General features: G+C 52.5%; 25 protein-coding genes. 8 read left to right on the top strand and 17 right to left on the bottom strand.

Features of this window, described 5'->3' with window-relative positions; translation table 11 throughout:
- Positions 1–4: 4 nt before the first annotated feature.
- Positions 5–1,090, top strand: coding sequence for a molybdenum ABC transporter ATP-binding protein (gene modC / locus GZZ87_RS00925; RefSeq protein WP_162027118.1), 1,086 nt, complete (start codon positions 5–7; stop codon positions 1,088–1,090).
- A 373-nt stretch (positions 1,091–1,463) separates the two neighbouring features.
- Positions 1,464–2,441, top strand: a complete 978-nt coding sequence (locus GZZ87_RS00920) for a hypothetical protein (RefSeq protein WP_162027117.1) — start codon at positions 1,464–1,466, stop codon at positions 2,439–2,441.
- A gap of 251 nt (positions 2,442–2,692) precedes the next feature.
- On the opposite strand, the gene GZZ87_RS00915 is transcribed toward GZZ87_RS00920, so the two are convergent.
- The 5 genes from GZZ87_RS00915 to tkt form a co-directional block, all read right to left on the bottom strand.
- Positions 2,693–3,049, bottom strand: coding sequence for an ArsC/Spx/MgsR family protein (locus GZZ87_RS00915; protein WP_162027116.1), 357 nt, complete (start codon positions 3,047–3,049; stop codon positions 2,693–2,695).
- 15 nt (positions 3,050–3,064) lie between these two features.
- A complete protein-coding gene (locus GZZ87_RS00910; RefSeq protein WP_162027115.1) occupies positions 3,065–3,286 on the bottom strand; it encodes a Nif11-like leader peptide family natural product precursor in 222 nt (73 codons plus the stop codon).
- 371 nt (positions 3,287–3,657) lie between these two features.
- Positions 3,658–4,359 carry a hypothetical protein gene (locus GZZ87_RS00905; protein WP_162027114.1) on the bottom strand — a complete coding sequence of 234 codons (702 nt, stop codon included), beginning with the start codon at positions 4,357–4,359 and terminating at the stop codon, positions 3,658–3,660.
- A 683-nt stretch (positions 4,360–5,042) separates the two neighbouring features.
- Positions 5,043–5,717: a prepilin-type N-terminal cleavage/methylation domain-containing protein gene (locus tag GZZ87_RS00900; RefSeq protein WP_162027113.1), complete on the bottom strand. Its 675-nt coding sequence runs from the start codon at positions 5,715–5,717 to the stop codon at positions 5,043–5,045.
- A 612-nt stretch (positions 5,718–6,329) separates the two neighbouring features.
- On the bottom strand, positions 6,330–8,333 hold the full coding sequence (gene tkt, locus GZZ87_RS00895) for a transketolase (RefSeq protein WP_162027112.1): 2,004 nt from the start codon (positions 8,331–8,333) through the stop codon (positions 6,330–6,332).
- A 185-nt stretch (positions 8,334–8,518) separates the two neighbouring features.
- Between tkt and GZZ87_RS00890 the strand changes: the two genes are divergently transcribed.
- Complete coding sequence (locus tag GZZ87_RS00890; protein WP_162027111.1) at positions 8,519–8,944, top strand: phosphoribosyl-AMP cyclohydrolase; 426 nt, start codon at positions 8,519–8,521, stop codon at positions 8,942–8,944.
- Positions 8,945–9,038: 94 nt separating this feature from the next.
- On the opposite strand, the gene lptE is transcribed toward GZZ87_RS00890, so the two are convergent.
- The 7 genes from lptE to ribB form a co-directional block, all read right to left on the bottom strand.
- Positions 9,039–9,599, bottom strand: coding sequence for an LPS assembly lipoprotein LptE (lptE, locus tag GZZ87_RS00885; RefSeq protein WP_162027110.1), 561 nt, complete (start codon positions 9,597–9,599; stop codon positions 9,039–9,041).
- 29 nt (positions 9,600–9,628) lie between these two features.
- On the bottom strand, positions 9,629–10,645 hold the full coding sequence (gene bamD, locus GZZ87_RS00880) for an outer membrane protein assembly factor BamD (RefSeq protein ID WP_162027109.1): 1,017 nt from the start codon (positions 10,643–10,645) through the stop codon (positions 9,629–9,631).
- A 5-nt stretch (positions 10,646–10,650) separates the two neighbouring features.
- Positions 10,651–11,652: a beta-ketoacyl-ACP synthase III gene (locus tag GZZ87_RS00875; RefSeq protein ID WP_162027108.1), complete on the bottom strand. Its 1,002-nt coding sequence runs from the start codon at positions 11,650–11,652 to the stop codon at positions 10,651–10,653.
- Between the two features lie 42 nt (positions 11,653–11,694).
- Positions 11,695–12,762 (bottom strand): phosphate acyltransferase PlsX, encoded by a 1,068-nt coding sequence (gene plsX / locus GZZ87_RS00870; protein ID WP_162027107.1) that lies wholly within the window; start codon positions 12,760–12,762, stop codon positions 11,695–11,697.
- A 40-nt stretch (positions 12,763–12,802) separates the two neighbouring features.
- Entirely contained in the window at positions 12,803–12,982 is a 180-nt protein-coding gene (gene rpmF, locus GZZ87_RS00865) for a 50S ribosomal protein L32 (protein WP_162027106.1), read from the bottom strand.
- 115 nt (positions 12,983–13,097) lie between these two features.
- Positions 13,098–13,763 carry an isoprenoid biosynthesis glyoxalase ElbB gene (gene elbB / locus GZZ87_RS00860; protein ID WP_162027105.1) on the bottom strand — a complete coding sequence of 222 codons (666 nt, stop codon included), beginning with the start codon at positions 13,761–13,763 and terminating at the stop codon, positions 13,098–13,100.
- 28 nt (positions 13,764–13,791) lie between these two features.
- Positions 13,792–14,904 carry a 3,4-dihydroxy-2-butanone-4-phosphate synthase gene (gene ribB, locus GZZ87_RS00855; RefSeq protein WP_162027104.1) on the bottom strand — a complete coding sequence of 371 codons (1,113 nt, stop codon included), beginning with the start codon at positions 14,902–14,904 and terminating at the stop codon, positions 13,792–13,794.
- 201 nt (positions 14,905–15,105) lie between these two features.
- Between ribB and GZZ87_RS00850 the strand changes: the two genes are divergently transcribed.
- Together GZZ87_RS00850 and GZZ87_RS00845 are read left to right on the top strand one after the other, a co-directional pair.
- The gene (locus GZZ87_RS00850; protein WP_162027103.1) at positions 15,106–16,341 is read left to right on the top strand and encodes a hypothetical protein; all 1,236 of its coding nucleotides are present in this window, start codon (positions 15,106–15,108) and stop codon (positions 16,339–16,341) included.
- A gap of 19 nt (positions 16,342–16,360) precedes the next feature.
- A complete protein-coding gene (locus GZZ87_RS00845) occupies positions 16,361–16,528 on the top strand; it encodes a hypothetical protein (RefSeq protein WP_162027102.1) in 168 nt (55 codons plus the stop codon).
- 245 nt (positions 16,529–16,773) lie between these two features.
- Here GZZ87_RS00845 and fucP read toward each other — a convergent pair whose 3' ends face one another.
- From fucP to GZZ87_RS00820, 5 genes are all read right to left on the bottom strand, one after another.
- Positions 16,774–18,132: an L-fucose:H+ symporter permease gene (fucP, locus tag GZZ87_RS00840; protein ID WP_162027101.1), complete on the bottom strand. Its 1,359-nt coding sequence runs from the start codon at positions 18,130–18,132 to the stop codon at positions 16,774–16,776.
- Between the two features lie 274 nt (positions 18,133–18,406).
- On the bottom strand, positions 18,407–18,781 hold the full coding sequence (locus GZZ87_RS00835) for a hypothetical protein (protein ID WP_162027100.1): 375 nt from the start codon (positions 18,779–18,781) through the stop codon (positions 18,407–18,409).
- Between the two features lie 380 nt (positions 18,782–19,161).
- Positions 19,162–19,923, bottom strand: coding sequence for a ribonuclease PH (gene rph / locus GZZ87_RS00830; RefSeq protein WP_162027099.1), 762 nt, complete (start codon positions 19,921–19,923; stop codon positions 19,162–19,164).
- Positions 19,924–20,052: 129 nt separating this feature from the next.
- Positions 20,053–21,234: an AI-2E family transporter gene (locus GZZ87_RS00825; RefSeq protein WP_162027098.1), complete on the bottom strand. Its 1,182-nt coding sequence runs from the start codon at positions 21,232–21,234 to the stop codon at positions 20,053–20,055.
- Positions 21,235–21,552: 318 nt separating this feature from the next.
- Positions 21,553–23,238 carry a DEAD/DEAH box helicase gene (locus GZZ87_RS00820; protein WP_244648164.1) on the bottom strand — a complete coding sequence of 562 codons (1,686 nt, stop codon included), beginning with the start codon at positions 23,236–23,238 and terminating at the stop codon, positions 21,553–21,555.
- A 260-nt stretch (positions 23,239–23,498) separates the two neighbouring features.
- Here GZZ87_RS00820 and GZZ87_RS00815 point away from each other — a divergent pair, with 260 nt between their 5' ends.
- The 3 genes from GZZ87_RS00815 (at position 23,499) to GZZ87_RS19735 (ending at position 25,743) form a co-directional block, all read left to right on the top strand.
- Positions 23,499–24,344: a rhodanese-related sulfurtransferase gene (locus GZZ87_RS00815; RefSeq protein WP_162027097.1), complete on the top strand. Its 846-nt coding sequence runs from the start codon at positions 23,499–23,501 to the stop codon at positions 24,342–24,344.
- A 188-nt stretch (positions 24,345–24,532) separates the two neighbouring features.
- Positions 24,533–25,162 carry a prepilin-type N-terminal cleavage/methylation domain-containing protein gene (locus GZZ87_RS00810; RefSeq protein ID WP_162027096.1) on the top strand — a complete coding sequence of 210 codons (630 nt, stop codon included), beginning with the start codon at positions 24,533–24,535 and terminating at the stop codon, positions 25,160–25,162.
- 5 nt (positions 25,163–25,167) lie between these two features.
- Positions 25,168–25,743 (top strand): prepilin-type N-terminal cleavage/methylation domain-containing protein, encoded by a 576-nt coding sequence (locus GZZ87_RS19735; protein WP_244648163.1) that lies wholly within the window; start codon positions 25,168–25,170, stop codon positions 25,741–25,743.
- Positions 25,744–25,757 lie beyond the last annotated feature (14 nt).

The following is a 25,757-nucleotide window of genomic DNA, read 5'->3' as shown; positions in this document are numbered from 1 at the left end:
GGAGTTGAACATCAGTCATCAGCAGGGCTCGTTTGCGCTGTCGCTGGACGCAACCTTGGCGTCGCAGGCCGTGGGTGTGTTTGGCGAGTCAGGGTCTGGTAAGACGACTTTGTTGCACTGCTTGGCTGGTGTGCTGCGTCCGCAGTGTGGACGAATCGTATTTGATGGCGATGTGCTGTGTGATACGGAGCAGGGGATTTGGCTGCCGCCAGAAAAGCGAGCGATTGCGACGATGTTTCAAGGCGCGCGTTTGTTTCCGCATCTGAGTGTGTTGCAGAATTTAATGTATGGGCAAAAGCGTCTGAGGGGACGTGAGCAGCGGTTCACTTTTGATGAGATCGTGCAGTTGCTTGAGATCGATGGCTTGCTGGAGCGTTCCGTTGTAGGGCTATCGGGCGGCGAGGCGCAGCGTGTGGCGCTGGGGCGTGCTTTGTTGTCGGAGCCGCGTTTGTTACTGCTGGATGAGCCGATGTCGGGCTTGGATCGCCGACTGAAAGGGCAGGTGGCTTTGTTGATCGAGCGTGTGCGAGATGTGTTGAAGGTGCCGATTCTGATGGTGAGTCACGATATCGACGAAGTCACACGCTTGTGCGACGAAGTGATTTTATTGGAGAACGGGAACTTGGCAGGGCAGGGGCAGCTCGGGGATTTGATCGAGACGCCACAGGTGCTGACGACTTTGCTGGATGCCGGACTACGCAATACGATTGAAGTGCTGCCACATGCGGTTGATGCGGGCGCGAGTTGTCAATGTGCTGCATTGCAAACTGGAGGTGAGGCGCTGGAAATCTATTTGCCGAACTGGGGATTGCCTGCGGGACAAACTGTGCGCCTGGCAGTGCGACCGGATGAAATTATTTTGGCACGAAAACCGGTTGAGGGGTTGTCGGTGCGCAATCAGCTTGGCGGAACCGTGGTGGCATGTGCTGAAGTGAATAGTAATACATTGGTGCAGGTGCGTCTCGGTGATGCGACGCTCTGGGTTGAGGTGACACGTGACGCAGCCGAGGCCATTGAGTTATCAGATGGGGAAGCGGTGACTTGTCTTATTAAGTCGAACGCTCTGGAGTTGGTTGATGCTCGGTTGTAGTCTATTTATTGGGGAGGGACGAGCTCCGCCTCGTTTTGCAGCGTGCTGGTGCTTTGGTTCTGTGCTTTGGTTGAGTGCTGAGGCTCGGCGGACGGCAGCGTAGAACGCAGCAGGCGCGGAGGCCATCCCTCCCGTAGGAGATATTGCAAAACTTCCTGTGCTTACGGCCTTTGCGCGGTCTTCGCGAGCAAAGCCCCTACGTTAGGGAAGCGAAGTCGATCGACTACGCTGTTCACAAATTATACAGCGCGTGAGTAGATGCTGATCCTTTGTTAATTGGGCTATTACCGTTCATAAGTAACATTAATTAGTGCTGAGCAATCCTAGTGCCTTCAAAGGGATCGGCGCGGTTTATGCCTTATGATACTGTATCATGAATACATTAGAGACAAAATACGGCGTCCTACATGGGGTGACTGATATCCAAAAGGGTAAGTCGGGTCATGTGGAATCTTGCATGTTGAACCGTGAGAATCGGATTCAAACACCTGTGGGCGAATTGATCCCGCAGTTTAGCCCTGATGAGTTTGGTGAGCGGCAGAAGAAGTATCGCAGTTCACTATCGTTCTTTGACTCCGGCGAGATCAAAAGTGCTGCGCTGGATCTGCCTTTGCCGATCCAAACTCCGCTGGATGAATATAAAGCGGAATTAGTGACTTTTTATAAAAGCGGTGGGGTCAATCGACTGTTTCCTTTGAATGGAAAGATCGACGGGTATTGGTCTGAGAAAAATGAAGGTGAGCTGGCTGAGCGACTAGAGTTCGAATTACCGCTGGGGCGCTTTATGAGTAAAGTGATCGGTATTCATTTTTATGAGAGCGGTGCGTTGAAGAGTCTAACGCTGTGGCCAGGTGAAAAGATCGTGCTGAAGACACCTGTCGGATTGATGCGTGTGCGCACAGGTTTCTCATTGTATGAGGATGGGAGTCTCAAGACGGTCGAGCCCGCGCAACCGATGCGCATTGATACGAGTATTGGTAGTGTCTTGGCGTTTGATGCCGAGATGGTAGGGATGCATGCGGATCAAAACTCCGTGCAGTTTGCGCCCAATGGTGAGTTGCTATCGTTGAAAACGGTGCACACTGGTGTGCGTGTTCAGGCCGGTGATGCGGCTGAAGTGGTGATGGAGCCGTTGGAGACTACCAGTCTGATCGATATGGAGGAAATGCGCACGGTGCCAATGCAGATCGATTTTTCAGCTGATACGGTGCGTATTGTTGGCGTGACTGAGCAAGTGTTTGATCGCTCTGACTGCACGTTCAGCACCTTTGAGCGTTCGCAGGTCTTGCGTTCTGCTTGTGCCTCGTGTGCGGGCTGCAGCGGCGCCGAGGCGTCGTGTTGCACTAGCTAGTAGGCAAACACGCCTCGGCTATACTGCCGCGCATGATAAATTGTGATTGGTGAAATTGAAGAATCTAGCGTAGGGGTGCTGCTTGCGGCACCCGCGAAGGCAGCTAAAGTTTTACAACTTCCTATGTGTGTGGCCTTTGCGCGGTCTTCGCAAGCAAAGCCCCTACAGCAAGATAGCGAAATAGCATGAAGGCGCTTTTCACAAATCATGCTGCGCGTGAGTATAACTTTGGTTGCACCGCTGCTTGGCGCTTATTCAGTGCCAAGCAGTTGGGTGACTAATTTATTTTTAAACCCACTCGCGAATTGTCCCCTGAAAAATATCAAGGGGTGCTGTATGAGAGTGGGCTGTTCGAGCATGGCATTCAGCAGTGCCCGCTCGTCGAGAGATGCAGGGTCGAAGTCGCCCGATACGATTTGTGGCGCGTGTGGATTGACGCAGTCGTGGATACCTTGTTCTGCAAAGAACTTATTCAGATTCGACGCCTCCCATTGCTTCTCAAGTAGGTTGAATACTTGTAGCACGTAGCCGGCATCTCTGAGGTGCTGCTTTTGTTGCGCGTTGTCGTGCCAGTCTGGGCTCTCGTAGTATGAGACGATCCCTTTCATCGGATATATTCTCTTTTAGCGTATCCAAATGCCTCGTGTGCGTGGATTGCCATACGATTCAAATGTGAAGTCTTCCTCCTTGAGCACTTCGTCTAGCTCGTCTGAGGTGAAGTCATAGCCTTCTGCATTTGCAGTCGCGACGAATTCTTCTTTGGTCTCGATGACATTATATTTGATACGCAGCTCTTTGTCAGAGCCACCAGCTTCTAGTAATTTTTCTACGTTTTCTTTGGACATGTGATTTTCCGATTAAGTTTCAAGATAGCCTCAACAGGCAAACGGCCTGTATCGCTGCCGTAGAAATTAGCAGAGCATGTGCCATTGAGCCTCTAGGAATGAATCCTGTTCAGCTTGAATCGCTGAAATAAGGATCGGTATGCGCGTCTAGAAGCTAGCCTGTTTGATTACTCTCGAGTCGATGCTTTAAAACGTATTGGAACCACGGATACATGAATTCGAGGTAGTGAATGTCTGACCGTCGTCGTTATCGGTCGTCATTTTGATCGACTCGCAACTCTACAGTTTCGCTAGAATTACGATCTGTCCATCGAGATGGCTTGGTCGATAACACGCTGCAGTGGTGTTGTGGGCCTAAGCCGCTTTGTTGCTTAGTCTTGTGAGTATTTTTCAATGAGTTCCTTTACGCCATTCTGGGACTCATACTCGCGTATCAGTTTGTCGTCGATATACACCTTCAGTAAAATTCCTTTAATGGAGTGTTTATTTGTGACTTCCTTGGGGTCTTTGCCCTTGCCTTGTGGAATGCTTTGAATGGCGGTCGCTTCAATCTCGTCAGAATATACATTGCGTTTACTACGAGCTGTGATCGTTCCGACTTTGATTGAACCTTTGATGATTGTCTCCTCTACGACTTTTTCATATTTAATCGCCTTCGGGGTGCTTTTTTCAGATTCTTTCATCAAGTTTCTTTTGATCGGCACGACATAATCAATTCGAACATTTTCAATGTCTTTTTCAGCTGCGCTAGATAGTTCGATTTCAAAAATACGATTCTTTTTGTTCTTTGCTGGAATGCGCTCTGATCGAATCGTCACTGATTTGATTACAGAGTAGACCTCATACCAATCCGCGACGATCTGCTGCGAGGCTTTGTCGAGACGATCCAATCCAAATTTGACTCGACTGCCTTGTCCGTTGATTCGCACCGTCAGTTGGTTGTCGCGTGGAGTGAAGTTATCAATGGTCGCCATAATCGTGCGTCCATCGGTGCTCGTCAGTGAGACGAGTTCGGCGGCTGATAGTGCCTGCATAAATGCAGTGCATATAATGAGTAATAGTAACTTCTTCATGTCTAAGTTGTGTGGTTGGGGGCTAACTGGAAAAAACTATTTTTAATATGAAGAAGTATAGAAAATGAGCAATTTTAATTCCCTACCTGATTGTAGGTAGCTGCGACATCCAGCCGCGTTGCTTGGCGCTCTTACTTTCAAGAGCAGCTGAAAGCCGCTTCTACTGTTTGTTCGACGCGTCTCCCATGCGTTTCCGTCCGTTCCCTAGAGTCACTAGAGAGCCGAGGACGCAGAGGGGATGAGTGCTCAGTAAATACGAGTGTATTTGACTTGAGAATATAGATAATGGGCGATCTTGAATCTAATTTAACTAAAAACCTCTATGACCTCAGCGTTCTGAAGCGAAGCGGGCGGTTCAATATACGTATCCATAGCCAAACCTATGGCATCCCAGGCTTATGTATAAGGATATGCAGGGAAAAGGGAGGTGGTCCCGCGAGGTTCGGAGGGGGAGTTTAAAGAATCTGCTCATGTTGCGCGAAACCCTTCACTCCTCGGCCAAGGCTACGGCCGCATGCCGTCTCGGCGGACGAGGCACCTTCCCTTGACAGAGAAGGTGTGTTTTCACCACGAACTTCGGCATCCTCAACTTGTGGGGAAAGCTCAGGCGGCACACGTCCGTGCCGGATGGGTTGAGCTAAAAAATACAACTCTTGATGCGCTGCAGCATCTCAAGCATTTAACTAAAAGGCCTTACTGCCATCCTCAAAGGCCGGACGACCGTCTGCCCAGATTCCTTCTCCTGACCTCGTCGACTCGACATGCCCATCTAGAAAGGACATGTTGCAGGCTCCGTCATGCGGGAAGTTATTCTCGTTGCCTTCATCCTCTGACCACGCGCGGAAGATTTTCCAATTGCCCGCAGCGTTCATTTCACCGTCCATGAAATAAGGAATGGCAGACAGTGCGGTGTCACCGTTGTCGCCCCGCCCCATGCGAAGCAAGTTCGTAGGGCCTCGATCGCTTTTTCCTTGTTGCTGATTCGTAAGCAGGTAGTTGATCCCGTAGGTTCGGCTCTGTTGGTAGATCGCGTATTGAGTGGGGCAGGTCTTCACGCTCGGAGTTGTCGCGAAACTCCCATCTATACGTTCTACATTGATGTATGGGCCTAGCGTGTCTGGCCAGGACTTTGGTCCTCCATCTTCGCTTAAATCTTGGCGTGTCGGCATGTCTCCTTTGTGGTCGCTCGAATAAAGCAATGCGCCCGCAGTCAACTGTCTAAGATTGCTCATGCAATTCGCGGACTGTGCCTTTGCCCTTACTTTGCCAACCGCAGGGATCAGTATGGCAGCCAGGATGCCGATGATCGCGAGCACGGTAAGGAGTTCGATCAGAGTGAATGCACTCTTAGAACACATTGTTTTGTCGGTCGTTTGCCTGTGAAGGCTTGAAAGAGGAACACCATGGCGGTTCGATGTTCTTCTATTACGTGAGGTAGCTGAAGAGATAACAGCTGGGAGTCGTAGAACTGTATATTTCATTTTCCTGATTATTAAGTAGTGTCGTTGGGGTAGATCTTAAAGTCCTTGATTGCCTAGGCTATCAAAGCAGTTGATGTGTCTTCTTGCTTAATGCCCTTAAGTCGTAGGACAATTGAAAACTGTGAACAGTTTACATCACGCGCCCGAGAAGTTACATCACTTATATACATTATATTTCAATTAAACTACCCTAGCTCACTGCAGGGCAAACAGGTGTGGTCTATTCTTTCCCGTCTAAAACGACAGATTCATGTGTAATCTTGTTTCAGCTCCACAGTTCTATTTGTTAATCGCGGCATCGGAGTTACCAGGTCACTCTTGCGGCTGCTTTTGCCGAAGTCGCTGTGCAGGCAGGTGAAGAGTGCTTCATCAGCATAAAGATAGAGTGAACTTCGCACATCGTGATTGGAGTCATTGTCGGAGAACTCGGAGCACAAAAAAGGCCGTCTCTTGCGAGACGGCCTTTTGTCGTTAAATGATAACTACGGTTTAGAGTAGTTCTTTAGCAACGGCTGCGACGTTGTCGGCTGTCATGCCTAGCTTCTCCATGACGATGTCGCCTGGTGCGGAAATGCCGAAGCGGTCGATGCAGACAGTCTTGCCTGTCAGGCCGACATACTTGCCCCATGTGCTGGACACGCCTGCTTCCACGGCAACGCGCTTGGTGCATGTGGATGGCAGGATGCTTTCGATGTAGTCTGCTGACTGACGTTCGAAGCGCTCGAAGCAAGGTAGGGAGACGACGCGGACGCCTTCACCGAGTTGCTCAGCTGCGCCGAGTGCATGTTGCACTTCAGAGCCTGTTGCCATGATGATCAGTTTCAGCTCGCCAGTTTCCTGCTTTGCGATGTAGCCACCCTTGAGTGTGCCTTCGCGGCGGTCTGTTGCGCTGACGCCTTGGTTGGCCGGCACGTTCTGACGTGTGAGGATCAGAGCCGTTGGGCCGTCCTTGCGAAGTGTTGCGGCTGCGAAGGCGGCTGCAGTTTCTTCGGCATCCGATGGGCGGATCACATCAACATTCGGGATGACGCGCAAACCACTGACTGTCTCAACAGGCTGGTGCGTTGGGCCGTCTTCGCCGACACCGACAGAGTCGTGTGTGAAGATGTAAGTCACAGGAAGCTTTGCGAGGCCTGCGAGGCGAATCGCTGGGCGAAGGTAATCAGCGAATACCAGGAAGGTAGCGCCGCTTGGACGGAAGATGCCGTCGTATGCGATACCGTTGCAGATAGCACCCATTGCGTGCTCGCGGATGCCGAACCAGATATTGCGACCGCCGAAGTTTTCAGCGGAGAAGTCGCCACCGTCTTTGATGTAGTTCTTAGTCGAGCCGTAAAGGTCAGCAGAACCAGTGATGAGTTGTGGCACTTCCTTGGCAACGGCGTTGATCACAGCACCGCCTGTGGCGCGTGTGGCACCACCTTCATCGGCCTTGAATTCAGGAATGCGATTGAGCAGGTCGGCTGGAACTTCATCTTTAACGGACGCTTCGAGCTCGGCTGCGAGTGCAGGGTTGGCTGCGCTCCATGCTGCGTAGGTTGCTTCCCATGCTTCGTATGTGCTCTTGCCGGCTGCTGCGACTTCAGCGAAGTGTGCGCGCACTTCAGGGGAGACGTAGAAGGTCTCTTCTGGAAGGCCGAGGCCCTTGCGTGCTTCAGCTGCGAATTTTGCGCCGCCTTCACCGTGGCCAGCTGCGGTGCCTTCGACTTGAGAGATTCCCTTGCCGATGGTGGTCTTCGCGATGATGACCGTAGGCTTGCCGTTGTCATTGGACTTGGCGTGTGCGATGGCTTCCTTGACTGCGGTCAGGTTATGACCGTCGATGGTGATCGCATCCCAGTTTTGGGAGATGAAGTAGGACTCAGCGTCTTCGCTCTGTGACTTAGTTGCCATGGCGTCGAGTGTGACGTCGTTGGAGTCATAGATGAGGATGAGGTTGTCGAGCTTGTTGTGACCGGCAAAAGCGATGGCTTCCTTGGCAACGCCTTCTTGGAGGCAACCGTCGCCATTGAGTGCGAAGATGTGCTGGTCGAAGATGGTGTGGTCCGCTGTGTTGAATTTTGCAGCAGCGCGCTTGCCGGAGAGTGCGTAACCGACTGCGTTACCGATGCCTTGGCCGAGTGGGCCAGTGGTGGCTTCGACGCCGACAGTGTCGCCGAACTCTGGGTGACCTGGAGTTTCGGAGCCGAGCACGCGGAAGTTTTTCACTTCATCGAGTGAGAGTGCGTAGCCTGCAATGTGCAGCCATGAGTAGATGAACATGGAGCCGTGGCCGCCGGAGAGCACGAAGCGGTCGCGATTCAGCCATTTTGGAGCGGCTGGATTGTAGCGCAAGCCGCCGTCGCCGAAAAGGACTGCACCGATTTCTGCGCAACCCAATGGCAAACCGAGGTGGCCGGAGCTGCAGGCGTGGATCGCATCGATCGCGAGTCCGCGCGCTTGATTCGCTGCTTGGGAGAGAGTTTCAGCACTAGATGGTGTGGCTGTGTTCATGATGTATATGTGTTTTGGCGTGTGTGCGCCGAGTTCTGCTTTGTTTGAGAAGCAAGCACGATGGACTGCTATTATTGAATTGAAAGGAAAAATGGGTGTATATCCATGAATTCTTCATTTTACAGTCATGCATAATTTGAATTCGAAACTCGACTCAGGTGGGGGCAAAAGCTTACTCCAATAGTATGACACACGAAGAATTAGAACAGGGCGCTGCCCTTAATCTTGATTTCACGAAGCTGCGTAAGGTGGCGAATTGCGGTGCTGATGTGCTGCCTGCGATTGCGCAGGACGCCAAGACCGGTGAGGTCTTGATTGTCGGCTATGCGAATGAACTTGCGCTACAGACTGCGCTAGAGTGTGGCATGGCGACTTTTTGGAGCACGAGCCGCAATGAGTTGTGGATCAAGGGGAAGACCAGTGGGGACTACCTGAAGATTGAGGACATTCGCGTCAATTGTGAGCAGAACTCGATTCTGTATTCGGTGACTCCTGCGGGCAAGGGCGCATGCCACACGAAGAACCAGGCAGGCGTCGCTCGTTCGGGTTGCTACTACCGTCGTTTAAAAGAGGACGGATCGCTCGAATTCGTCGATCCGGCTCAGGTCTAGGCTTTGAGAAACGTCTAGGCTTTGAGAAACAAAAGGGGCGGCGAATTGAATTCGCCGCCCCTTTTTTTGTTTTAAATGGTTGAGTCGCTTTCGCCTACCACGGGCTGAGCACTTCGTCGGTTACTTTTCTGGCCATTTCGCGTGCGAGGTGAGTCATCGCTTGGCGCTCACTTTCTTGATAAGATATAATCTCGCCGACGGTGTAAGGGTTGCCGATGTAAGCATTTGTTTGGGCTCTGATGGTGCGGTCTTGGAACAGGAAGTCTCCTGTTCGGTTGCTGTAGAGGGACACGCTGGATATTAGAGTGATGTCAAAGTCACTGGCGACCTCGGTGTCTTCACTCGTGCGAGCTCCGGCGGTTCGCTTGTATTCAGTCAAATCGACGTAAAGCACGGCATCGGCTTCCTCTTCGTTGTCGACTAGCTTAATACGTCCATCGTGGATGAATGTTTCGCGTATTTGAGCACTGACGATCGGCTGTGCTTGAGGTGCGAAGCTATGGTTCGTGGTTGGTTTGATGTAAATCGAATTGAATGGGATGGGTGCAGCCGAGCCGAGCTTGTAGTTGGCGCAGCCATTAAATAGACCTAATACGACGATGGCAGTGAGGCCGATTAGGGCGCGGACGAGTGAGTTCTGGGACGTCGTGTTCATTGTGGGCTGACTAGAAAACATGTGTAGAATTACTCCGCTCCCAATAGCTTGCGAACAATGCTAGCTTTGTTGGTGGGGCGAACGCCAGCTTCGATATCTGCGATACGAAGGGCGGCTTCTTCCGCGGCATCAGAGTCTGGTTCGGTGGTGATCGCTTCGTTATAGAACACGAGTGCTGCAGTGTTGTTGTTACGGTAGTAGTAGTAGAAATCTCCGATGTAAAGTCGGCTACTCGCTAGCTGATTTTCCATATTCTTGAGATTTGCTTCGACCTCGCCAGTGTAGTTGCTGGCCGGGAAGAGAATCAGGAAATCTTCGTAGTAACTGATCGCGCGTCGAGTGGAGCCTTGGTCATACTCGTGGCTTTGGACGAGGTCGGAGTAGGTCTGCGCCAAGTTGTAGTAGGCGTCTGGTGCAAGCATACTTTGCGGATAGTAGTTGATCAGGCGGTCGAGTGCATCAATTGCTTGTTCCGACTCTCCGGTTTTTTCGGAGACGAGCGCAACGTTCATCAGCGCGAGTGGGGCGTAGTCGTTGTAAGGTGCATTGAGGACGATTTGTTCAAATTGCTTCGCGGAGGTGCCGTATTGTTTGAAGCCAGGGAATACCCAGAGTATGCGGCCTCGTGCGCCTTCCATGAGTGCGGTGGCGCAATCAAATTGATCGGCGATGACGCGATCGAAGTTTGGGTAATCGGCGTGCTTGACGATGACGTCTTGAAGGTCATCAAAGCCCTTGGTCCAACGCTCTTGCTCCATGTAGATGTTGGCCCGCAACATGAGTGCCTCCGCGGTGGAGTTGGATGCTGGGTATTTCTTAATGATTTTTTTGAGCGTGCGTCTTGCGGAGCTCAAGTTGCCAGCATCATATTTTTCTTTGGCGACTGCTAGTAGTTTGGCTGCAGCGTCTTGGACTTCGCTGCTGGCATCGATACTGTTCGCGTCACTGCTACCTCCAAACCAATTGAATGGGTTTAGGGAGGCAGCATTCAATGAGGGGGCCAAAAGCAGCCCGAGTGCGAGTAGGAGAGGAAATGAGCGATGCATAAAAGTTACTTCCATTTGATCAGTGTTGAAGCCCAGGTCAAGCCCGCCCCGAATGCGACGAGAAGGATGAGGTCTCCAGACTTGATGCGTCCTGCGCGGTAGGCTTCGTCGAGTGCGATGGGCACGGATGCGGCGGAGGTGTTGCCGTAGCGATCCAAATTGTTGTGGAATTTTTCCATCGGGATCTTCAAGCGTTTGGCAAGGCTATCGATGATGCGCATGTTTGCTTGGTGCGGAATCACGAGGGTTAAATCTTCAGATGTGTAGCCTTGTTGCTCGATGATGTCGGTGCTGGCTTGCCCCATGACGCGCACTGCGGATTTGAAGATCTCTTTGCCGTTCATCTTCAAGAAGTGCTGACGGTTGGCAATGGTTTCTATGGAAGCGGGCATCGCAGAACCACCTGCGGGCTGCTGGAGTAGGCTGGGGGTGGTGCCGTCTGCTCCGCAGATCGTGCCCAATACGCCGACTTTCTCAGTGGTGGTCTCTCTGCTCAGCACGGCCGCTCCTGCGCCATCGCCAAATAATACGCAGGTCGTGCGATCTTCGAAGTCGAGGATGCCGCTCATTTTTTCTGCACCGATGACGAGCGCTTTGTTAAAGTTGCCGGAGAGTAGCATCGCGTTGGCGACGCTGAGTGCGTAGACGAAGCCGGAGCAGGCTGCTTGCATATCAAACGTGGTGACGTTCGGTAGTCCTAGTTTACTCTGCACGAGGCAGGCGGTGGACGGGAAGGCCATGTCAGGGGTCATCGTCGCGAGGATGATCAAGTCGATATCGCTACGTTCGATGCCTGCGGCTTGGATGGCACGGTCGGCTGCAATGCAGGCCATGTCGCTGGTGGTTTCGCTTTCGGCGGCAAAGTGACGTGCGCCAATACCGCTACGGGAGCGTATCCATTCGTCGGAGGTATCGACGATCTTTGCCATATCGTCATTCGTCACGATGTTTGTTGGCGCGTAAGAACCGGTGCCGAGAATAGTGACAGACTGTGTTTGGCTAGACATTAAAAGTGGAGGTTCTCTGTTTTTCAGAGTGTGCCGGAGTAACTAAGGAGCGTTCTCGGCTTCGGAGTTTGTGATCAAACCATTAGCTTGATTGATTTCACTGCCGATGGAGTCAATCATATCATGCGTCACGACCTCTTTTGCGATGCGCAGAGCGTTCGCGATTGCGATGAAATTGGAGGATCCGTGAGATTTTAAAATGTTACCGCGTAGGCCTAGTAATGGCGCGCCTGCGTGCTGGTCGGGGCCGAGGCGAGTCTTCATATCCTTAAATGCGGATTTGGAGAGCACGGCGCCGATTTTGCGCTTCACATTGCGGACGAGTTCTTCGCGCATGGTGTTGCCGATGAAACCAAATAGCGCTTCGCTGGACTTGAGGACAATATTACCGACGAATCCGTCGCATACGACGACATCGACATCGCCATCGAATAGTTGAAATCCTTCGATCGGTCCGACGTAGTTGATCACGCCGTCTATATTTTGCAGCAGTGGATGAGTTGTGTTGGTCAGCGTGTTGCCTTTGCCTTCTTCGGTGCCGATGGTTAGCAGTGCAACGCGAGGATTGCTGATGTTGAGCGCAGCTTTGGCGTAATTCGATCCGAGGATGGCATTGTGCACCAGATTTTCCGGAGTGGACTCAGGATTCGCGCCGACATCTGTTAGGACGAACGGGTTGCGCTTGCTTGGCACAATGATACCGAGCGCGGGGCGATCGACTCCAGGGATCTGTCGCAGGCGTAGTGTGCCACCGGCCATGAGCGCGCCGGTGTTACCGCAACTGATCATGGCATCGGCTTCCTGGTTTTTCAGCAGCGCGATGGCCTTGACCATGGAAGAGTCTTTTTTGGTCTTGAGCGCTTGGATCGGTTTCTCATCCATCCCAATAACTTGAGTGGAGTGGATGATTTTGATGCGATCTGAGTAAACGTCGAGTTTGCGGACTTTTAACAGCCGTTCGAGCAGGCGTTGATTGCCAACGAGCGTGAAGTTGCAGTCCAGCTTCAGCTCTTCGATGGCATAAAAAAGCCCACGAATAAATTCAGTGGGCCCTTTGTCTCCGCCCATGGTGTCGACTGCAATGGTGCAGTTGACTGCGCTCGCGCCCATAGGTGGTTCGAAATATACGTTGTTATTGGTTGCGCGAGGCTTAGACTTCTACGTCAAGCACTTGGCGTCCACGATAGAGTCCGTTGGCCGGATTCACGCGGTGTGGGCGGAACAGTGTGCCGTCCTGTGGGTCTTTTGCCAGTTGAGGCAATTGATATGTAACTGCACCACGGCGTTTACGGCTGCGTTGCTTGGATTGTTTACGTTTTGGCTGTCCCATTAGATTTGTTTGCTTAGATGAAAATGAATTAGACGTGCGACGTCTTCTAAAGGCCGCGGATTAAAGAGCCTTAAATCGCCCCGTCAAGTATTCAATCAGGTTTATTTGTCTTAAATTATATCAGCTTGAGGAGCTCGGTGATTAGTTTGTTGATGCCTGCTTCTGCTTGGAGGATGTCTTCGGCCAGCATGTAGGCTGGGGTGGTGACGACGCGGTTTGTTGTATCGACGACGATCTCATTGACCGAGCAGTTGATGTGTTGCGCACCTTTGCTTTCGAGGATGGCCGCGGTGTCAGAGTCGTTGCCGATTGTCAGGCGCACTTGATTTGCGCCGAGTGCGGATGCTGCGAGCGCTGGAGCGATGCACATGAACCCGAGTGCTTTGTGTGCCTGATGCGCTTCTTGGATGAAGCTATGAATGATCGGGTCGATGTCGTAGGCCTTGCCGTCAAAGGCCAGGCTCGATAGATTTTTCGCGACTCCGAAGCCGCCGACGAAGATGATGGCATCCAGTTCGCTTAGTCTCAGCTCATTGATGCGCTTGATTTCGCCACGCGAGATGCGGGCGGCTTCTTCGAGCACGTTTCGGTCCTCGTCTTCGGCGATTTCACCTGTGGCATGGTTGATGACATGGCGCTGCGTGATATCGGGTGCGGCGCAGGTGACTTTAGCTCCAGCGCGGGCGAGTGCGAGCAGTGTGAGCACGGATTCGTGGATTTCGGCGCCATCGAAAACGCCACAGCCAGAGAGGATGACGGCTACTTTTGCTTGTTTTTGCATGCGATCAGTCGTTTGAGTGTTGTAGGTTCTAGACTTCCACTTGCTCGACGATCTCAAGGTCGTAGCCATCTAAGCCGATGACTTTGCGGGTGGTGCTTGAGAGTAGGCGGATCTTTTTGAGGCCTAGGTCGACTAGTATTTGGGCGCCGATACCGTAGTCGCGGAAGTCCATTTTCATTGGGCCGACGTCCTTGAGTTCGGTCTTGTCAGCGCCCTCGATGACGCGCACGCCACCTTGCGGTTGCTCAATATAGATGATCGCGCCGTGCTTTGCTTCGGCGATCTTTTGCATTGCAGCGTTTAGAGCACTGTAGCCGCCAAGTTCCTTGGCGCGGAAGATGTCGGTTAGTAGGTTTTCACTTTGCACGCGCACCAGTGTTGGGTCGCCATTGAGCTCACCCATGCTGAGTGCGATATGCTGGCGATCATCGAGCACGCTGCGGAAAATATGTAGGTCGAAGGTGCCGAAGTCGGATTCGAAGGGGCGCGTGAGGACGCGCTCGACCAGACGATCGCGCGTATGGCGATACTCGATCAAGTCAGCGATCGAGATCATCTTCAAATTGTGCTTCTTCTTGTATTCGATCAGGTCTGGGACGCGGGCGAGTGTGCCGTCCTCGTTGAGGATTTCGCAAATAACGCCGCTGGGGTGGAGGCCTGCTAGTTGAGCTAGGTCGACTGCCGCTTCCGTGTGTCCAGCACGCTGTAGCACGCCGCCTGGTCGTGCGCGCAGAGGGAATACGTGACCTGGTTGCACCAGCATGTCGGGGTGTGAGGTCGGGTCTGATAAAATGCGGATCGTCTCTGCGCGGTCGTAGGCGCTGATGCCAGTGGTGATGCCTTCGGCGGCATCCACTGAGATGGCGAAGTCGGTCTGGTGCGACTCGCGGTTTTCAGAGGCCATCGGGCTGATGCCGAGGCGACGGAGCTGGTGCCCGAGCATTGGCACACAAATTAGGCCGCGAGCGTGGAGCGCCATTTGGTTGACTGCTTGGGGAGTCACCTTGGATGCCGCCATGATTAAATCGCCCTCGTTTTCGCGCGACTCATCGTCGGTCACAATTACCATTTTGCCGTCCGCGATATCGCGAATTGCGGATTCGATGCTGTCGAAGGCGTCTGAATGCTTTGCCGTAGTCATTGAGGCAAACTAGGGTGAATTGCTGGTGAGTCCAGTCCTAGCTTTAACAATTCGCAGCATCGCTTCTTTGGAGGTGGTTATTTTATACTATTCGGTCTTTTGGGGGATTCTTGGTTGTCACCGCATCATTATTTCTGTTGAGATAAAAGCGTTCTGACGCATCCCTAGCTCAGAAGTTTCAACCCTAATCCTAAAAATATAATGTTACCTCCGCCAAGGAAACGTAAAATGAATCCGATGCTGATGAAGGTGATCCTTATCAGTGTCGTCCTCCATGTTGGTGCTGCCTTTGTGGCCGGTGTTATCAAAGTCGCGACGATTGTTATCCAAGAAGATACGCAGTTCGAAGAGCCGCCGGTAATAGTCGAGAAGGAGCCACCGCCACCAGTGAAGGTGAAAATCAAGCCACCGCCACCGAAACAGCAGCCACGTGCTTTGAGCATGCGACCGATCGCGAATATCGCGATTGATAATGTGGATGTCGATTTGCCTGATATGGATGACAGTTTTACTGTCAGTGCTGGGCTTGGAGGCATTGGAGGTGGCAATCTGCTGGGCGGCAGTGGTGGCATGGGGCTGGGCCTTAAGATGCCAGAAATTAATTTCTTCGGAGCTAAATCGAGCGGCGAGAAAATTGCATTTGTCGTGCACTTCGGTCCAGCGACCACGAGCGGAGCAGGCACCTCGAATGCCTATACGCGGATGACTGCTTATACGATTCGTAAGCGCTTAGAAGAAATGGTGCAGGAGTTACCTGATCAGGCTTTGTTTAACGTTGCGGCCTTTTGGGCGAATCATTGCACGCCCTTTGCCGCTCAGATGCTGCCTGCGAATGGCACCAACAAGCAGCAATTGTTGAATTGGATGGCTCCGGTTAACCCAGTGGAGGGGTCGAATAAGACTTATGGTAGCAGCCACCCCAAGGAGTTTAATAAGCGCCTGAGTGGATTACGGTGGCCTCAGCGCCTAGATAAGGGCGTGCCGGCTTTTGGACCTGCGTGGTATTATGACTATCGCACGCCAAAGGATATCAATAATAAGTATTTACCTAAATATAAGAAGGGCACTTATCATTGGGGCCGTGGCTTAATTTGGGCGCTGACGACTCAAAAGCCAGATACGATCTTCATCTTGACGACGAATTATTTGCCGAATGATAAGGATCACCCTAAGGATATAGTCGCTGCGTATGAGCAGATTTGTAAGGATATTTATGATCCAGCCGATCTGAAGCATCCGACTGTGAATGTTGTGGTGCTGGCACCAGCGGGGTCAAATCCTGTCGCTGCACGGCGTGTGTTGGATGAGCGCTTTAGACCGATCATTCGTGCTTCGGGAGGTAAGGGTAGTGTGATTGAAGACATTCGTAAATACATGAACTCGGATGAGAAGCGACGCTTGGCGGGGTATACGCCGCCGAAAAAGAAAGGAAGGTAGTCAGGTCAATGGTCTTTACTTGGAACCACCGGTCTCGTTTGAGTCGGTGGTTTCTTTTTGGTTGCGGAGTTCGGGTTGGTTGGCGTTCGAGGCTGTGCGCTTCGGGCGCATTTTTGATGCCTCCAGCATGGATGAGCCTTCCGAGCGCTGGGAAGGGCTGTGGTTGTTTAGTGCCCGCAAAGAATGACACTATGGTTATACTGGCCAGGCATCGTATGCATTTTACCTAAAAGAGCCGTCAAGGGGGCAGCGGTCGAGGCCGAGCGCCTGGGTGTGGATGCGCTGCCACTGCGGTAGGCCGCGAATCGGGTAGTCTTTGACTGGTAGACTAGATCGATCGCTCTGAGTATAGATAAAAAAAATCCCGTGTCGCCAGAGCAACACGGGATTTTTGAAAAACTTAGGTCAGATTACCTCTGGCCGGGGTGACGTTTAAGCTTCAGCGGGCTTGGTCTTGTCGTTGCGCACTGCATAGAACGCATAGGAAGCGATCACGATGAAGCAGACGAGTGGAACGACGTAGGACTTGGCTGCTGCGATGCCCATCATTTCTTCTCCACCGAAGACGTCGATCAGCTTACCTTGAACTCCAACGAGGAGGGCGCCACCGAGGATCGCCATGATGAGGCCAGATGCGCCGAGCTTGGTTGCTTCGCCTAGGTCACGTGAGCCGAGGCCGAAGATGGTCGGAAACATGAGCGACATGAATACGGAAGTAGCAATCAGGCAAGCAATCCCGAGGGTGAACGGCGCTGCGCCTACGAATGGAATATAACCTTGGAAGGTGATTTCGCCGCCGAAAATGACGCCGAGCGAGCAGATGATGCCCATCACTGAGGCGAAAGCAAGTAGTGTGGATGGCTTGAAGATGGCCATGAGTGCCGTGAAGCCCCAGCGTGAGACTGAGAATAAGATGATGGCGATCATGTGGTAGTTCATCGCTTCACTATCTGGAATGTTTAACTGACCGGTGATGTAGTGGAAGCTGTAAGTCCAAACCGCAATTTGAGCGCCCACATAGAAGAACTGAGCCACGACGGCGAAAACATAGTTTTTCTTGGATAGTAGGAATTTAACCGTGTCGCCTACGTGCGCTTTGTGGTCATGCTCCTTGATTGTAGGCATGTTCTTGTTGGTCGCAATCAGCACCCAGAGGATGATCAGAACGAGTGCTGCGATGAAGTAAGGTGTCATCACGATGTCGAGTTGCTCGACTTGAATGGCCTTCACCTCTTCTACTGGCATGTCATCGGAGATGCGGGCGTTGACGACTTCTAGCTTTGTGAGAATTGCAAATTTGCAAAGGAACAGGCCGATCAGAGAGCCCACTGGATTAAAGGACTGCGCGAGGTTGAGTCGACGCGTTGCTGTTTCCGCAGGCCCCATTGAAATGATGTATGGGTTGGCATTCGTCTCGAGGATGGAGAGGCCGCCGGCGAGCACGAAGAATGCAAGTAGGAACGGCTCGAACTGTAGCATCAAACTGGCTGGGTAGAACAGTAAGCCACCTAGAATGTAGACACCTAAGCCTACGAGGACTCCCTTTTTGTAGCCGTAGACTCGTGCGAGGACTGCGCCTGGAATGGCGAGCACAAAATAGGCACCGTAGAAGGCATTCTGAATCAGGGCTGTTTGAGCAGTGCTGAGTTCGGGGAAGATATTAAGAAAGGCTTTAACTAGGGGGTCTGTCATGTTGTTGGACAGTCCCCACATGGCGAAACAGGTCGCTAGCAGGATGAAGGGAAACAGTATGTTCTTTGGAACAATGGGAGTTTTGGTGGTTGATGACATAAGTGTATTGATTGGCTAGGGAGAGCCTTTTAGTTTGTATCGTGGGGGAGGGGGTTATTTCTCGGTGGTTAGACTAAAGTGTATAAGCAGTGCATTATACGCGATTCGGTCAATGTTAGAATGGTGATAAATTGCCTTCATATGGATATAATTGACCAGACTTGGGGCAGCGGTAGGCGGGTGTGCACAAAAAAACCTGAGGCTTCAATGAAGCGCTCAGGTTCGAAGTGTTCGCTACGTCAGTGAGTGACGTGCTGAATGTTGATCGTGGTTCTTAGTCTTCGCTGTCAGCGGCGTTCTTGTGACCCTTGGGGCCGCCTTTTTTGTCACCTTTTTGGCCTTTGCCACGTTTTTGATGTGCGGCTTTGAGTTCTTCTTTTGTTAGTTGGCCGTCGCCGTTTGTGTCGATCTTATCGAAGTTCTCGGCAAGGCGTTTCGCTTTGGTGCTTTGGACTTCTTCGAGTGAGAGTTGTCCATCGCCGTTGGTGTCGGCATTGGCGAAGCGCTCAGCGCGTTCTTCTTGAGATTGAGGGGCTTTGCGCTTACCGTTACCGTCTTGATCGCCGTCTATGGATTTGCCTTCGGCTTGAGCGAGGGCGGGGAGGAGGCATGCTGCGAGAACTGTGAGGAGGAGTGTTTTGAGTTTCATGATGTTTTTTTATGTGGTTTCGCAGCGCTTGATTGGCTGCTTAACACATACATCGCGAAGGTCGCTGAAAAGTTTCAGCGCGTTTTTTATTTCGTCCAAGTGGCATCTTGCCGTCGCCTATTTGGCGAACGACATCATGCCTCATGAACCTTCAAAGAGTTGTTAGAAGCTAGAGGCTAGGAGTGAGGAGCTGAATATCAGTGTTTTATGACTTCTTTGGCTTTCGCCAAAGGGCTCCGCCCTTCGGTTATGCCCAAGGGCATAATAAAGTGTCGCTGCGCTCGGTAGGCGGCAACAAACGAAAGTCTAAGTCCTGAATCTAGGATAAAGCACTGAAGTGTGTCATGTTGAGCTTCTAACTCCTAGCTTCTGACTTCTAACTACTCTTTTAGGCCTTCAGCAATCGCGGCATTTTGCAGCTCGTTGATCTCTTTGATGCCTTTCGCTCCGAGGTCGAGGAGGGTATTGAGCTCGTCACGCGTGAAGGTGGCTTCTTCGCCGGAGCTTTGCACTTCGACGAACTTACCGCTGCCGGTCATGACTAGGTTGGCATCGACCGTCGCGTCTTTGTCTTCTGGGTAGTTGAGGTCGAGCACGGGAGTGTTTTCAAACACGCCCACGGAGACCGCAGCGACAGACTCGGTGAAAGGGTTTTCGGTGAGCTCACCTTTGGCGATTAGTTTTTGGATCGCAATCTGAGCGGCGACATAGGCGCCGGTAATGGAGGCGGTGCGGGTGCCGCCGTCGGCCTGGAGCACGTCGCAGTCGATCCAGATCGTCTTGCCGGTGAGCTTTTTGAGGTCGAACACGGCGCGGAGCGAGCGACCGATGAGGCGCTGGATTTCGATGGTGCGTCCGTCGGCTTTGCCGGCGCTGATGTCGCGGCGCTTGCGATCGAGCGTGCTGTAGGGAAGCATGGAGTATTCGGCAGTCATCCAGCCGCCTTCAACTTTTTGGGCGCGCATCCACCCCGGCACGCGGTTGTCGATCGACGCGGCGCAAATGACACGTGTGTCGCCAAAGCTGACGAGCACAGAGCCGAGCGCGTGTGGCGCGATGCCAGTTTCGAAGCGGATCGAGCGAAGTTCGTCGATGGCGCGGTTATCAGGACGGGCGAAGGGAGTTTCTGTTTCGTTGGACATTTAAAAAAAGGGGACGAAGGTCGAACATTGAACGCTCAACGTCGAACATTGAATGAGTTAAAAAGAATCAGGGTGTATTGCCATTCAGTATTGGACGTTCGACGTTGGATGTTCGTGCCGACTAAGGCACTAGGCCTCTAGTTGGTTTTTAGTCAGTGCGGGCAAGTAGCGTTCGCGGGCGAGACGCCAAAAGACGAGGAAGAATGCGGTGAGCGGAATCGCCAGCACCATGCCCATGATGCCGCCGAGTGCGACGCCCCAGAAAAAGATGGAGAAGATGATGAGCATGGGCCCCATGCCAGTCTTGTCTCCCATGATTCGAGGTGTGAACCAATAGTCAGTGAGGAGTTGACCAATGATAAAGACGACCGTGCAGAGGCCGATTAGGGCAAGGCCGCCGCCGTCTTGAAAGTAGGCGAGCGGGAGCACAGTGATGATGCCGAGCATGGTGCCGAGGTAGGGAATGATGTTGAGCAGGCCGAGGATGATGCCCAGCACGATGCCAAATTTGAGCCCCACAACTGCAAAGCCGATTGCCAGCACGATGCCGAGTAGTAGGCCGATGATGATTTGCCCGCGGAAGAAGGAGATTAGGATGTCGCTAAATTGGCGGCAGAGGAAGACGATGTCGTCGCGGCGCTCGTTGGGCAGGAAGCTGAGCTGCTTTTGTAAGTCGTTCCAAATGTTGCGCTCCCCATTCAGGATAAAGAAGAGGTAGACGGGAATGATGGCGTAGGCGGCGACTTTTCCGAACATGCTACCAATAAACCCACCAATGGAACCACCAATGATGCCGACTTTTTCGGGTAAGGCTTTGAGTGCGGCGGTGATGGTGTCCGAGTGAGTGGCGACGATGTTCTGCACATATTCGTCGGGCGACTGGCCGAGTTTGGCATGGAGCCATTCCCAGGCAGCGGGGGTCTTGTCTTGTAGAAATAGGAAGATGTTGTCGCGTATGGTTGGCGCGGACTCGATGAAATCGGCTGCTTGTCGGAAGATGATCGGCAGTAGGAGTGCGGTGGTGGTGGCGATGGCAAGCACTACGAGCAGGTAGAGTAAGATGATGCCTTGGGTCTTGGAGAGTCGTGTGTGCTTTTCCGCGAGGGTGATGATGGGGCGTAGTAGGGTCGCTAGGATCGCTGCAATTGCGAGGGGCAGCAGCACGTCTTTAAAGGTGTGGATGAACTGTTGCAGCAGCACGAAGAGGCCGAAGGCAGTGGCAATGAGGAGGACCAGCGCCAGGACAGTTGCGCCTGCGGCGATGATCCGTTTTTGCGAGGGCGATAGTGTGTAGGAGGGTAATTCAGACATAGCGTTTCGTGTGTGAGGGAAATGTGTAGAGGGGCTGCTCAGAAAAGTCGAGCGTCGGGATTCTTCGCGGGCGGCGGTGAAGTGATACAGACTTTGCTTCGCCATCTCTGGACTTCGGCGAGCTCAGTCGTGCCGCAGACTTACGTCTTGTCTGTTCTTCTATCAGGCAAAACAGACAAGAATGTCTGTTCTTCTATCAGGCAAAACAGACAAGAATGTCTGTATCACTTTGTGCACACACAAAAAAAACGGCGGACATTGCTGTCCGCCGTTTGTGTGAATTCAATGCAGACAGCCAATGCCTGTTCCGCTTAAAGCCTAGTCAGGCTTCTTGAAGCGACGTGCTGGCTTCTTCACCGGAGTGAAGTCCTTGTTGCCGCCGCTCTTGAAACCGCCACCTTCGTTGCCGCCGCTGTGGCCGCCACCGAATTTGCTCTTGGTCTTGAAGGGGCGTTTTGGGCGCTCGCCGCCTTCGTTCCATGAGCGATTGCCGCCACCACGGTTGTCGTTGCCGCGATCATTACTACGGTTGTCGTTGCCACGGTAGTTGCCTCCGCCGCCTCCGCCGCGATTGTCGTTGCCGCGATTGCCACGGTAACCACCACCGCGATTGCCTCCACGGTATCCACCGCCGCCACCGCCGCCGCGTTTGCCGCCGCGATTTGGAGTGTCTGAGTAGGGCTCGCTGTCTTCGGCGATTTTTTCGCCAAGGCCTGCGTCGTCCTTATTGAGCAGGTTAAAGAGTGCGCTGGCGATGTCGGTGGGTGTGTGGCCAGCGTCGAGGAGACGGTCGACGAGTGCGTCGTGGCGCTTGAAATTGCCTGCTTCCAGGAGTTCGCGCACTTGCTTGAATACCTTGTCGGCTTTGCGGCCTTCCACGTCTTCCAGTGAAGGGATCTGCATGCGGCGCACGACTTGGCGAGTGTAGCGCTCGATTGCTTCAAGGCGGTAGATGTCGCGTCCGTAAACGAAGGTGACGGATTTACCTGAGCGTCCGGCCCGACCTGTGCGGCCGATGCGGTGCACGTAGTCTTCCGGGTCGTGTGGGAGGTCGTAATTGAAAACGATGTCGACGTCGTCGATGTCGAGGCCACGGGCGGCCACGTCGGTTGCGACGAGGAGCTCTACCGAGCCGTCCTTGAAGCGCTTGATGACGCGCTCGCGGTTGCCTTGTGTGATGTCACCGTGGATGCGGTCAGCGACGTAGCCGCGAGCTGCGAGTGCTTCAGTGGCGTCTTCGACCATTTGCTTGGTGTTACAGAAGACGATGCCGCGTGGCTTAGTCTCTAGGTCGAGGATACGGCACAGCACTTCGATCTTCGAGCGGTTGCGCACTTCGTAGTAGGTCTGCTCGATGGTATCAACGGTCAGCGACTTGCGCTCGATCGAGATTTGCTCGGCATTGCGGCTGAATTTGCGGATCAAGCCTTCGACGCCGCGGTTCATAGTTGCAGAGAAGAACAGTGCTTGGCGCTCTTCGGGCATGTCGCCGAGGATGATCTCCATGTCTTCGCGGAAGCCCATGTCGAGCATGCGGTCGGCTTCGTCGAGGATGCAAATTTTGATGGCGTCGGTGCGCAGTGTTTTGCGGCGCAGGTGATCCATGACGCGGCCAGGGGTGCCAACGACGATGTGAGCGCCATTGCGGAGCGCACGCATTTGACGGTCGAGCGGAGCACCACCATAGACGGGCACAGCCACGAGACCGCGCAGCGCAGAAGCGAGACGATTGATCTCTTCGCAGACCTGAACGGCCAACTCACGGGTCGGGCAGAGCACGAGCACCTGTGTTTCTTTGCGATCGATGTCGATCAGATTGAGCGCTGGAAGGCCAAATGCTGCGGTTTTACCAGAGCCAGTCTGGGAGAGGCCGACGATGTCCTTGCCGCTTAGAGCGACAGGGATGGTTTGTGCCTGAATAGGAGAGGGAGATTCAAAGCCGAGGCGTTGAATACCTTCGATGAGTTCGGCGCGCAGGCCGAGATCGGTAAACTTGATGTCCATAATATCTGTAATACGCCCGTTGACCGGATATTACCGATACTTGAGCTAGTGAAGGAAAGCGTCGCCTTATTTTAAGGGCTTTCCAGAAGTGAGGCGGAGGGCTTTGACAGTTCCACACGCGATGACAAGGCTTTTTAATGAGATATGAAAAAAGAGACCTGAGATTTGAGGATGTTTTAAGTCCGGAATTCTAATTTCTGTCGCCAGTGCTCTCACTTTCTCCTTGCTTAGAGCCTTCTAACTTTAATACGTCCCCCTCTATGCCTGACTCGTCTGAATCTTGGAAAATCGCAGCCTTTTACCATTTCGTCGAACTACCTGATCGCGACGCCTGGGCGGAGCGTATCATCGACCATGGCCTGAAGGTCGGGCTGCGTGGCACGATCATCTTTGCGAATGAGGGGATCAACTCAACCTGTGCGGGCTCGCCCGAGGCGGTGGATGCGACTATCGCGCTACTCAAATCCGATCCGCGCTTTGCGGCGATGGACGTGAAATATTCCTATGCAGACTTTTGCCCGTTTCCGAAGTTTAAGGTTAAAAAGAAGCCTGAGATCGTCACTTTTCGCCAAGACGGCGCCGATCCACGCGACGAAGTGGGCACCTACCTGGAGCCGGAAGAGTGGAACGACTTGATTTCAGATCCGGACGTGATCACGATTGATACACGTAATGACTATGAGGTGGGCGTGGGTAAATTTAAGGGGGCGCTCAACCCCGATACCGACGATTTTACCGAATTTGCCAAATTTGTGGACGAGCACCTCGCCTCACAGAAAGACAAGAAAATCGCCATGTATTGCACGGGCGGGATTCGCTGCGAGCGCTCGACTGCCTATTTGAAGCAGAAGGGCTTTGAAAATGTTTACCACCTCAAGGGCGGAATTTTGCGTTATATGGAGATGATGCCGAAGGAGACTAGCCTCTGGGAGGGCGACTGTTTCGTATTCGATTACCGCGTAGCCGTTGATCATGACCTCAAGCCAGCTAAGTGGAAAATTGACCCGAAAACGAGCTTTCCTGAGCCGATGAGCGACGATGAGGTGGAGCGTATTGCCGAGCGTCGTCGCAGTGGTGCGATTTTTAAGAAGCCGTATGCGGGATAGATTTATTTCGTTTGGCCGGGGCTTTTTTTTGCGAATGTCGTGATTGCCCGCTTCTCGCAATTCGGCATTGGGCCCGGTGAATTGTAAAAAGGGGCTTTCAAAGCATTGACAGCGCGGCTGGTTTGGCACGAATATACCTCTTTCGCCGATCTCCTCGGCTCAATCCCTTGTCTCTATCCCCATTAGGCATGTTTTCTGATTATCCCCCATCTGAACTTTTCGCACGCAAGCGCTCGACTAAGAGTGGTTTCACTTTGATCGAACTGCTCATGGTCATTGCTGTGATCATGGTCCTCGCTGGTATTACCTTCGGCATCTCGCGCGGCGTGCAAAATGCCCAAGCACGCACTCAAGCCAAAGCCGAATTGGCGGTGATTTCGCAGGCGCTGGAGGCATATAAATCGACATATGGTGATTATCCCTGGGCTGCTGATGGAGATGAATTGGCTCAGGCATTGATGGGCTGGATGAAGTTTAATCGAACTGGCACGACGACTTCATTTGATTTGGTTTCTGCGAGTGAGGTGCCAGCGACTGGGCCGAAGTCCTTTATTGATCCCTCTAAGATGGAGTATACGGGGACTTTACCTTCTGCTGTGAACGTCGCGCCGACCGCAGTGGCCTTTCAGGACCCTTGGGGGACTGAATATGTATATAAGTATAAAACCGGTGCCACTGCTAGCTGGGATAATTTTGGTTTTGTGCTCTACTCGAAAGGCCCCGATGGAACTGCGGTTGCGGTTGGCGCAGACGGGGTTTTGACACCAGACAATCGTAAAGAGCCCACAAACATTGATAATATTTACTCCGGCGAATAATGAATATGAAAAAGCACACAAATAAAGGCTTCACTTTAATCGAGCTGTTGATGGTGATCGCCATCATCGGTATTTTAGCTGGGATTCTAATTCCGACCGTTGGGGCAGTTAAGAAGCAGGCAAATGTTGCTGCTTCGAAGGCTCAGCTATCTAATTATGTGAATGCCATGCAGCTGTTTAAGGGGGAGTATAGTTATTTCCCTCTGGTGACTGGCACGTCTGATAGTGATGAAATCGACCTCTCATCGGAAAGTCTTGAATTTATTAAGACACTGTCTGCGCGTGATCCTTCTTCTAGCAACGCTGGAGTGTCATTTGGTGGAAATCGTCGCCAGATTGCTTTTTATAGTTTTTCGGAGTCAGAGTTCTTGCTCAAGGCTGATGGGACCATTTCGACGGATCAACTCGCAGATCGCTTTAATAATACGCAAATTTTCATTGTCGTCGATACCGATGGTAATGGCTCGATCACGCCGAGTGGTCCAGATGCTGGCGAAGGCACCATTCGCTCTTCGGTGAGTGCCTATGTTGGCTCTAATCCTAGTGATGCAAGCAATCCGACTTACAAGCTTTGGGACTAGCCTTTTTTAGTTAA

The sequence above is a fragment of the Lentimonas sp. CC4 genome, assembly GCF_902728235.1.
Lineage (GTDB): Bacteria > Verrucomicrobiota > Verrucomicrobiia > Opitutales > Coraliomargaritaceae > Lentimonas.
This window is presented reverse-complemented; position numbering and strand designations above follow the sequence as displayed.

Excerpts from the sequence above, each read along its gene's own strand:
- GZZ87_RS00920 (WP_162027117.1), top strand. The coding sequence starts at position 1,464 with ATGAATACATTAGAGACAAAATACGGCGTCCTACATGGGGTGACTGAT.
- GZZ87_RS00915 (WP_162027116.1), bottom strand. The coding sequence starts at position 3,049 with ATGAAAGGGATCGTCTCATACTACGAGAGCCCAGACTGGCACGACAAC.
- GZZ87_RS00910 (WP_162027115.1), bottom strand. The coding sequence starts at position 3,286 with ATGTCCAAAGAAAACGTAGAAAAATTACTAGAAGCTGGTGGCTCTGAC.
- GZZ87_RS00905 (WP_162027114.1), bottom strand. The coding sequence starts at position 4,359 with ATGAAGAAGTTACTATTACTCATTATATGCACTGCATTTATGCAGGCA.
- GZZ87_RS00900 (WP_162027113.1), bottom strand. The coding sequence starts at position 5,717 with ATGTGTTCTAAGAGTGCATTCACTCTGATCGAACTCCTTACCGTGCTC.
- tkt (WP_162027112.1), bottom strand. The coding sequence starts at position 8,333 with ATGAACACAGCCACACCATCTAGTGCTGAAACTCTCTCCCAAGCAGCG.
- GZZ87_RS00890 (WP_162027111.1), top strand. The coding sequence starts at position 8,519 with ATGACACACGAAGAATTAGAACAGGGCGCTGCCCTTAATCTTGATTTC.
- lptE (WP_162027110.1), bottom strand. The coding sequence starts at position 9,599 with ATGAACACGACGTCCCAGAACTCACTCGTCCGCGCCCTAATCGGCCTC.
- bamD (WP_162027109.1), bottom strand. The coding sequence starts at position 10,645 with ATGCATCGCTCATTTCCTCTCCTACTCGCACTCGGGCTGCTTTTGGCC.
- GZZ87_RS00875 (WP_162027108.1), bottom strand. The coding sequence starts at position 11,652 with ATGTCTAGCCAAACACAGTCTGTCACTATTCTCGGCACCGGTTCTTAC.
- plsX (WP_162027107.1), bottom strand. The coding sequence starts at position 12,762 with ATGGGCGCGAGCGCAGTCAACTGCACCATTGCAGTCGACACCATGGGC.
- rpmF (WP_162027106.1), bottom strand. The coding sequence starts at position 12,982 with ATGGGACAGCCAAAACGTAAACAATCCAAGCAACGCAGCCGTAAACGC.
- elbB (WP_162027105.1), bottom strand. The coding sequence starts at position 13,763 with ATGCAAAAACAAGCAAAAGTAGCCGTCATCCTCTCTGGCTGTGGCGTT.
- ribB (WP_162027104.1), bottom strand. The coding sequence starts at position 14,904 with ATGACTACGGCAAAGCATTCAGACGCCTTCGACAGCATCGAATCCGCA.
- GZZ87_RS00850 (WP_162027103.1), top strand. The coding sequence starts at position 15,106 with ATGTTACCTCCGCCAAGGAAACGTAAAATGAATCCGATGCTGATGAAG.
- fucP (WP_162027101.1), bottom strand. The coding sequence starts at position 18,132 with ATGTCATCAACCACCAAAACTCCCATTGTTCCAAAGAACATACTGTTT.
- GZZ87_RS00835 (WP_162027100.1), bottom strand. The coding sequence starts at position 18,781 with ATGAAACTCAAAACACTCCTCCTCACAGTTCTCGCAGCATGCCTCCTC.
- rph (WP_162027099.1), bottom strand. The coding sequence starts at position 19,923 with ATGTCCAACGAAACAGAAACTCCCTTCGCCCGTCCTGATAACCGCGCC.
- GZZ87_RS00825 (WP_162027098.1), bottom strand. The coding sequence starts at position 21,234 with ATGTCTGAATTACCCTCCTACACACTATCGCCCTCGCAAAAACGGATC.
- GZZ87_RS00820 (WP_244648164.1), bottom strand. The coding sequence starts at position 23,238 with ATGGACATCAAGTTTACCGATCTCGGCCTGCGCGCCGAACTCATCGAA.
- GZZ87_RS00815 (WP_162027097.1), top strand. The coding sequence starts at position 23,499 with ATGCCTGACTCGTCTGAATCTTGGAAAATCGCAGCCTTTTACCATTTC.
- GZZ87_RS00810 (WP_162027096.1), top strand. The coding sequence starts at position 24,533 with ATGTTTTCTGATTATCCCCCATCTGAACTTTTCGCACGCAAGCGCTCG.
- GZZ87_RS19735 (WP_244648163.1), top strand. The coding sequence starts at position 25,168 with ATGAAAAAGCACACAAATAAAGGCTTCACTTTAATCGAGCTGTTGATG.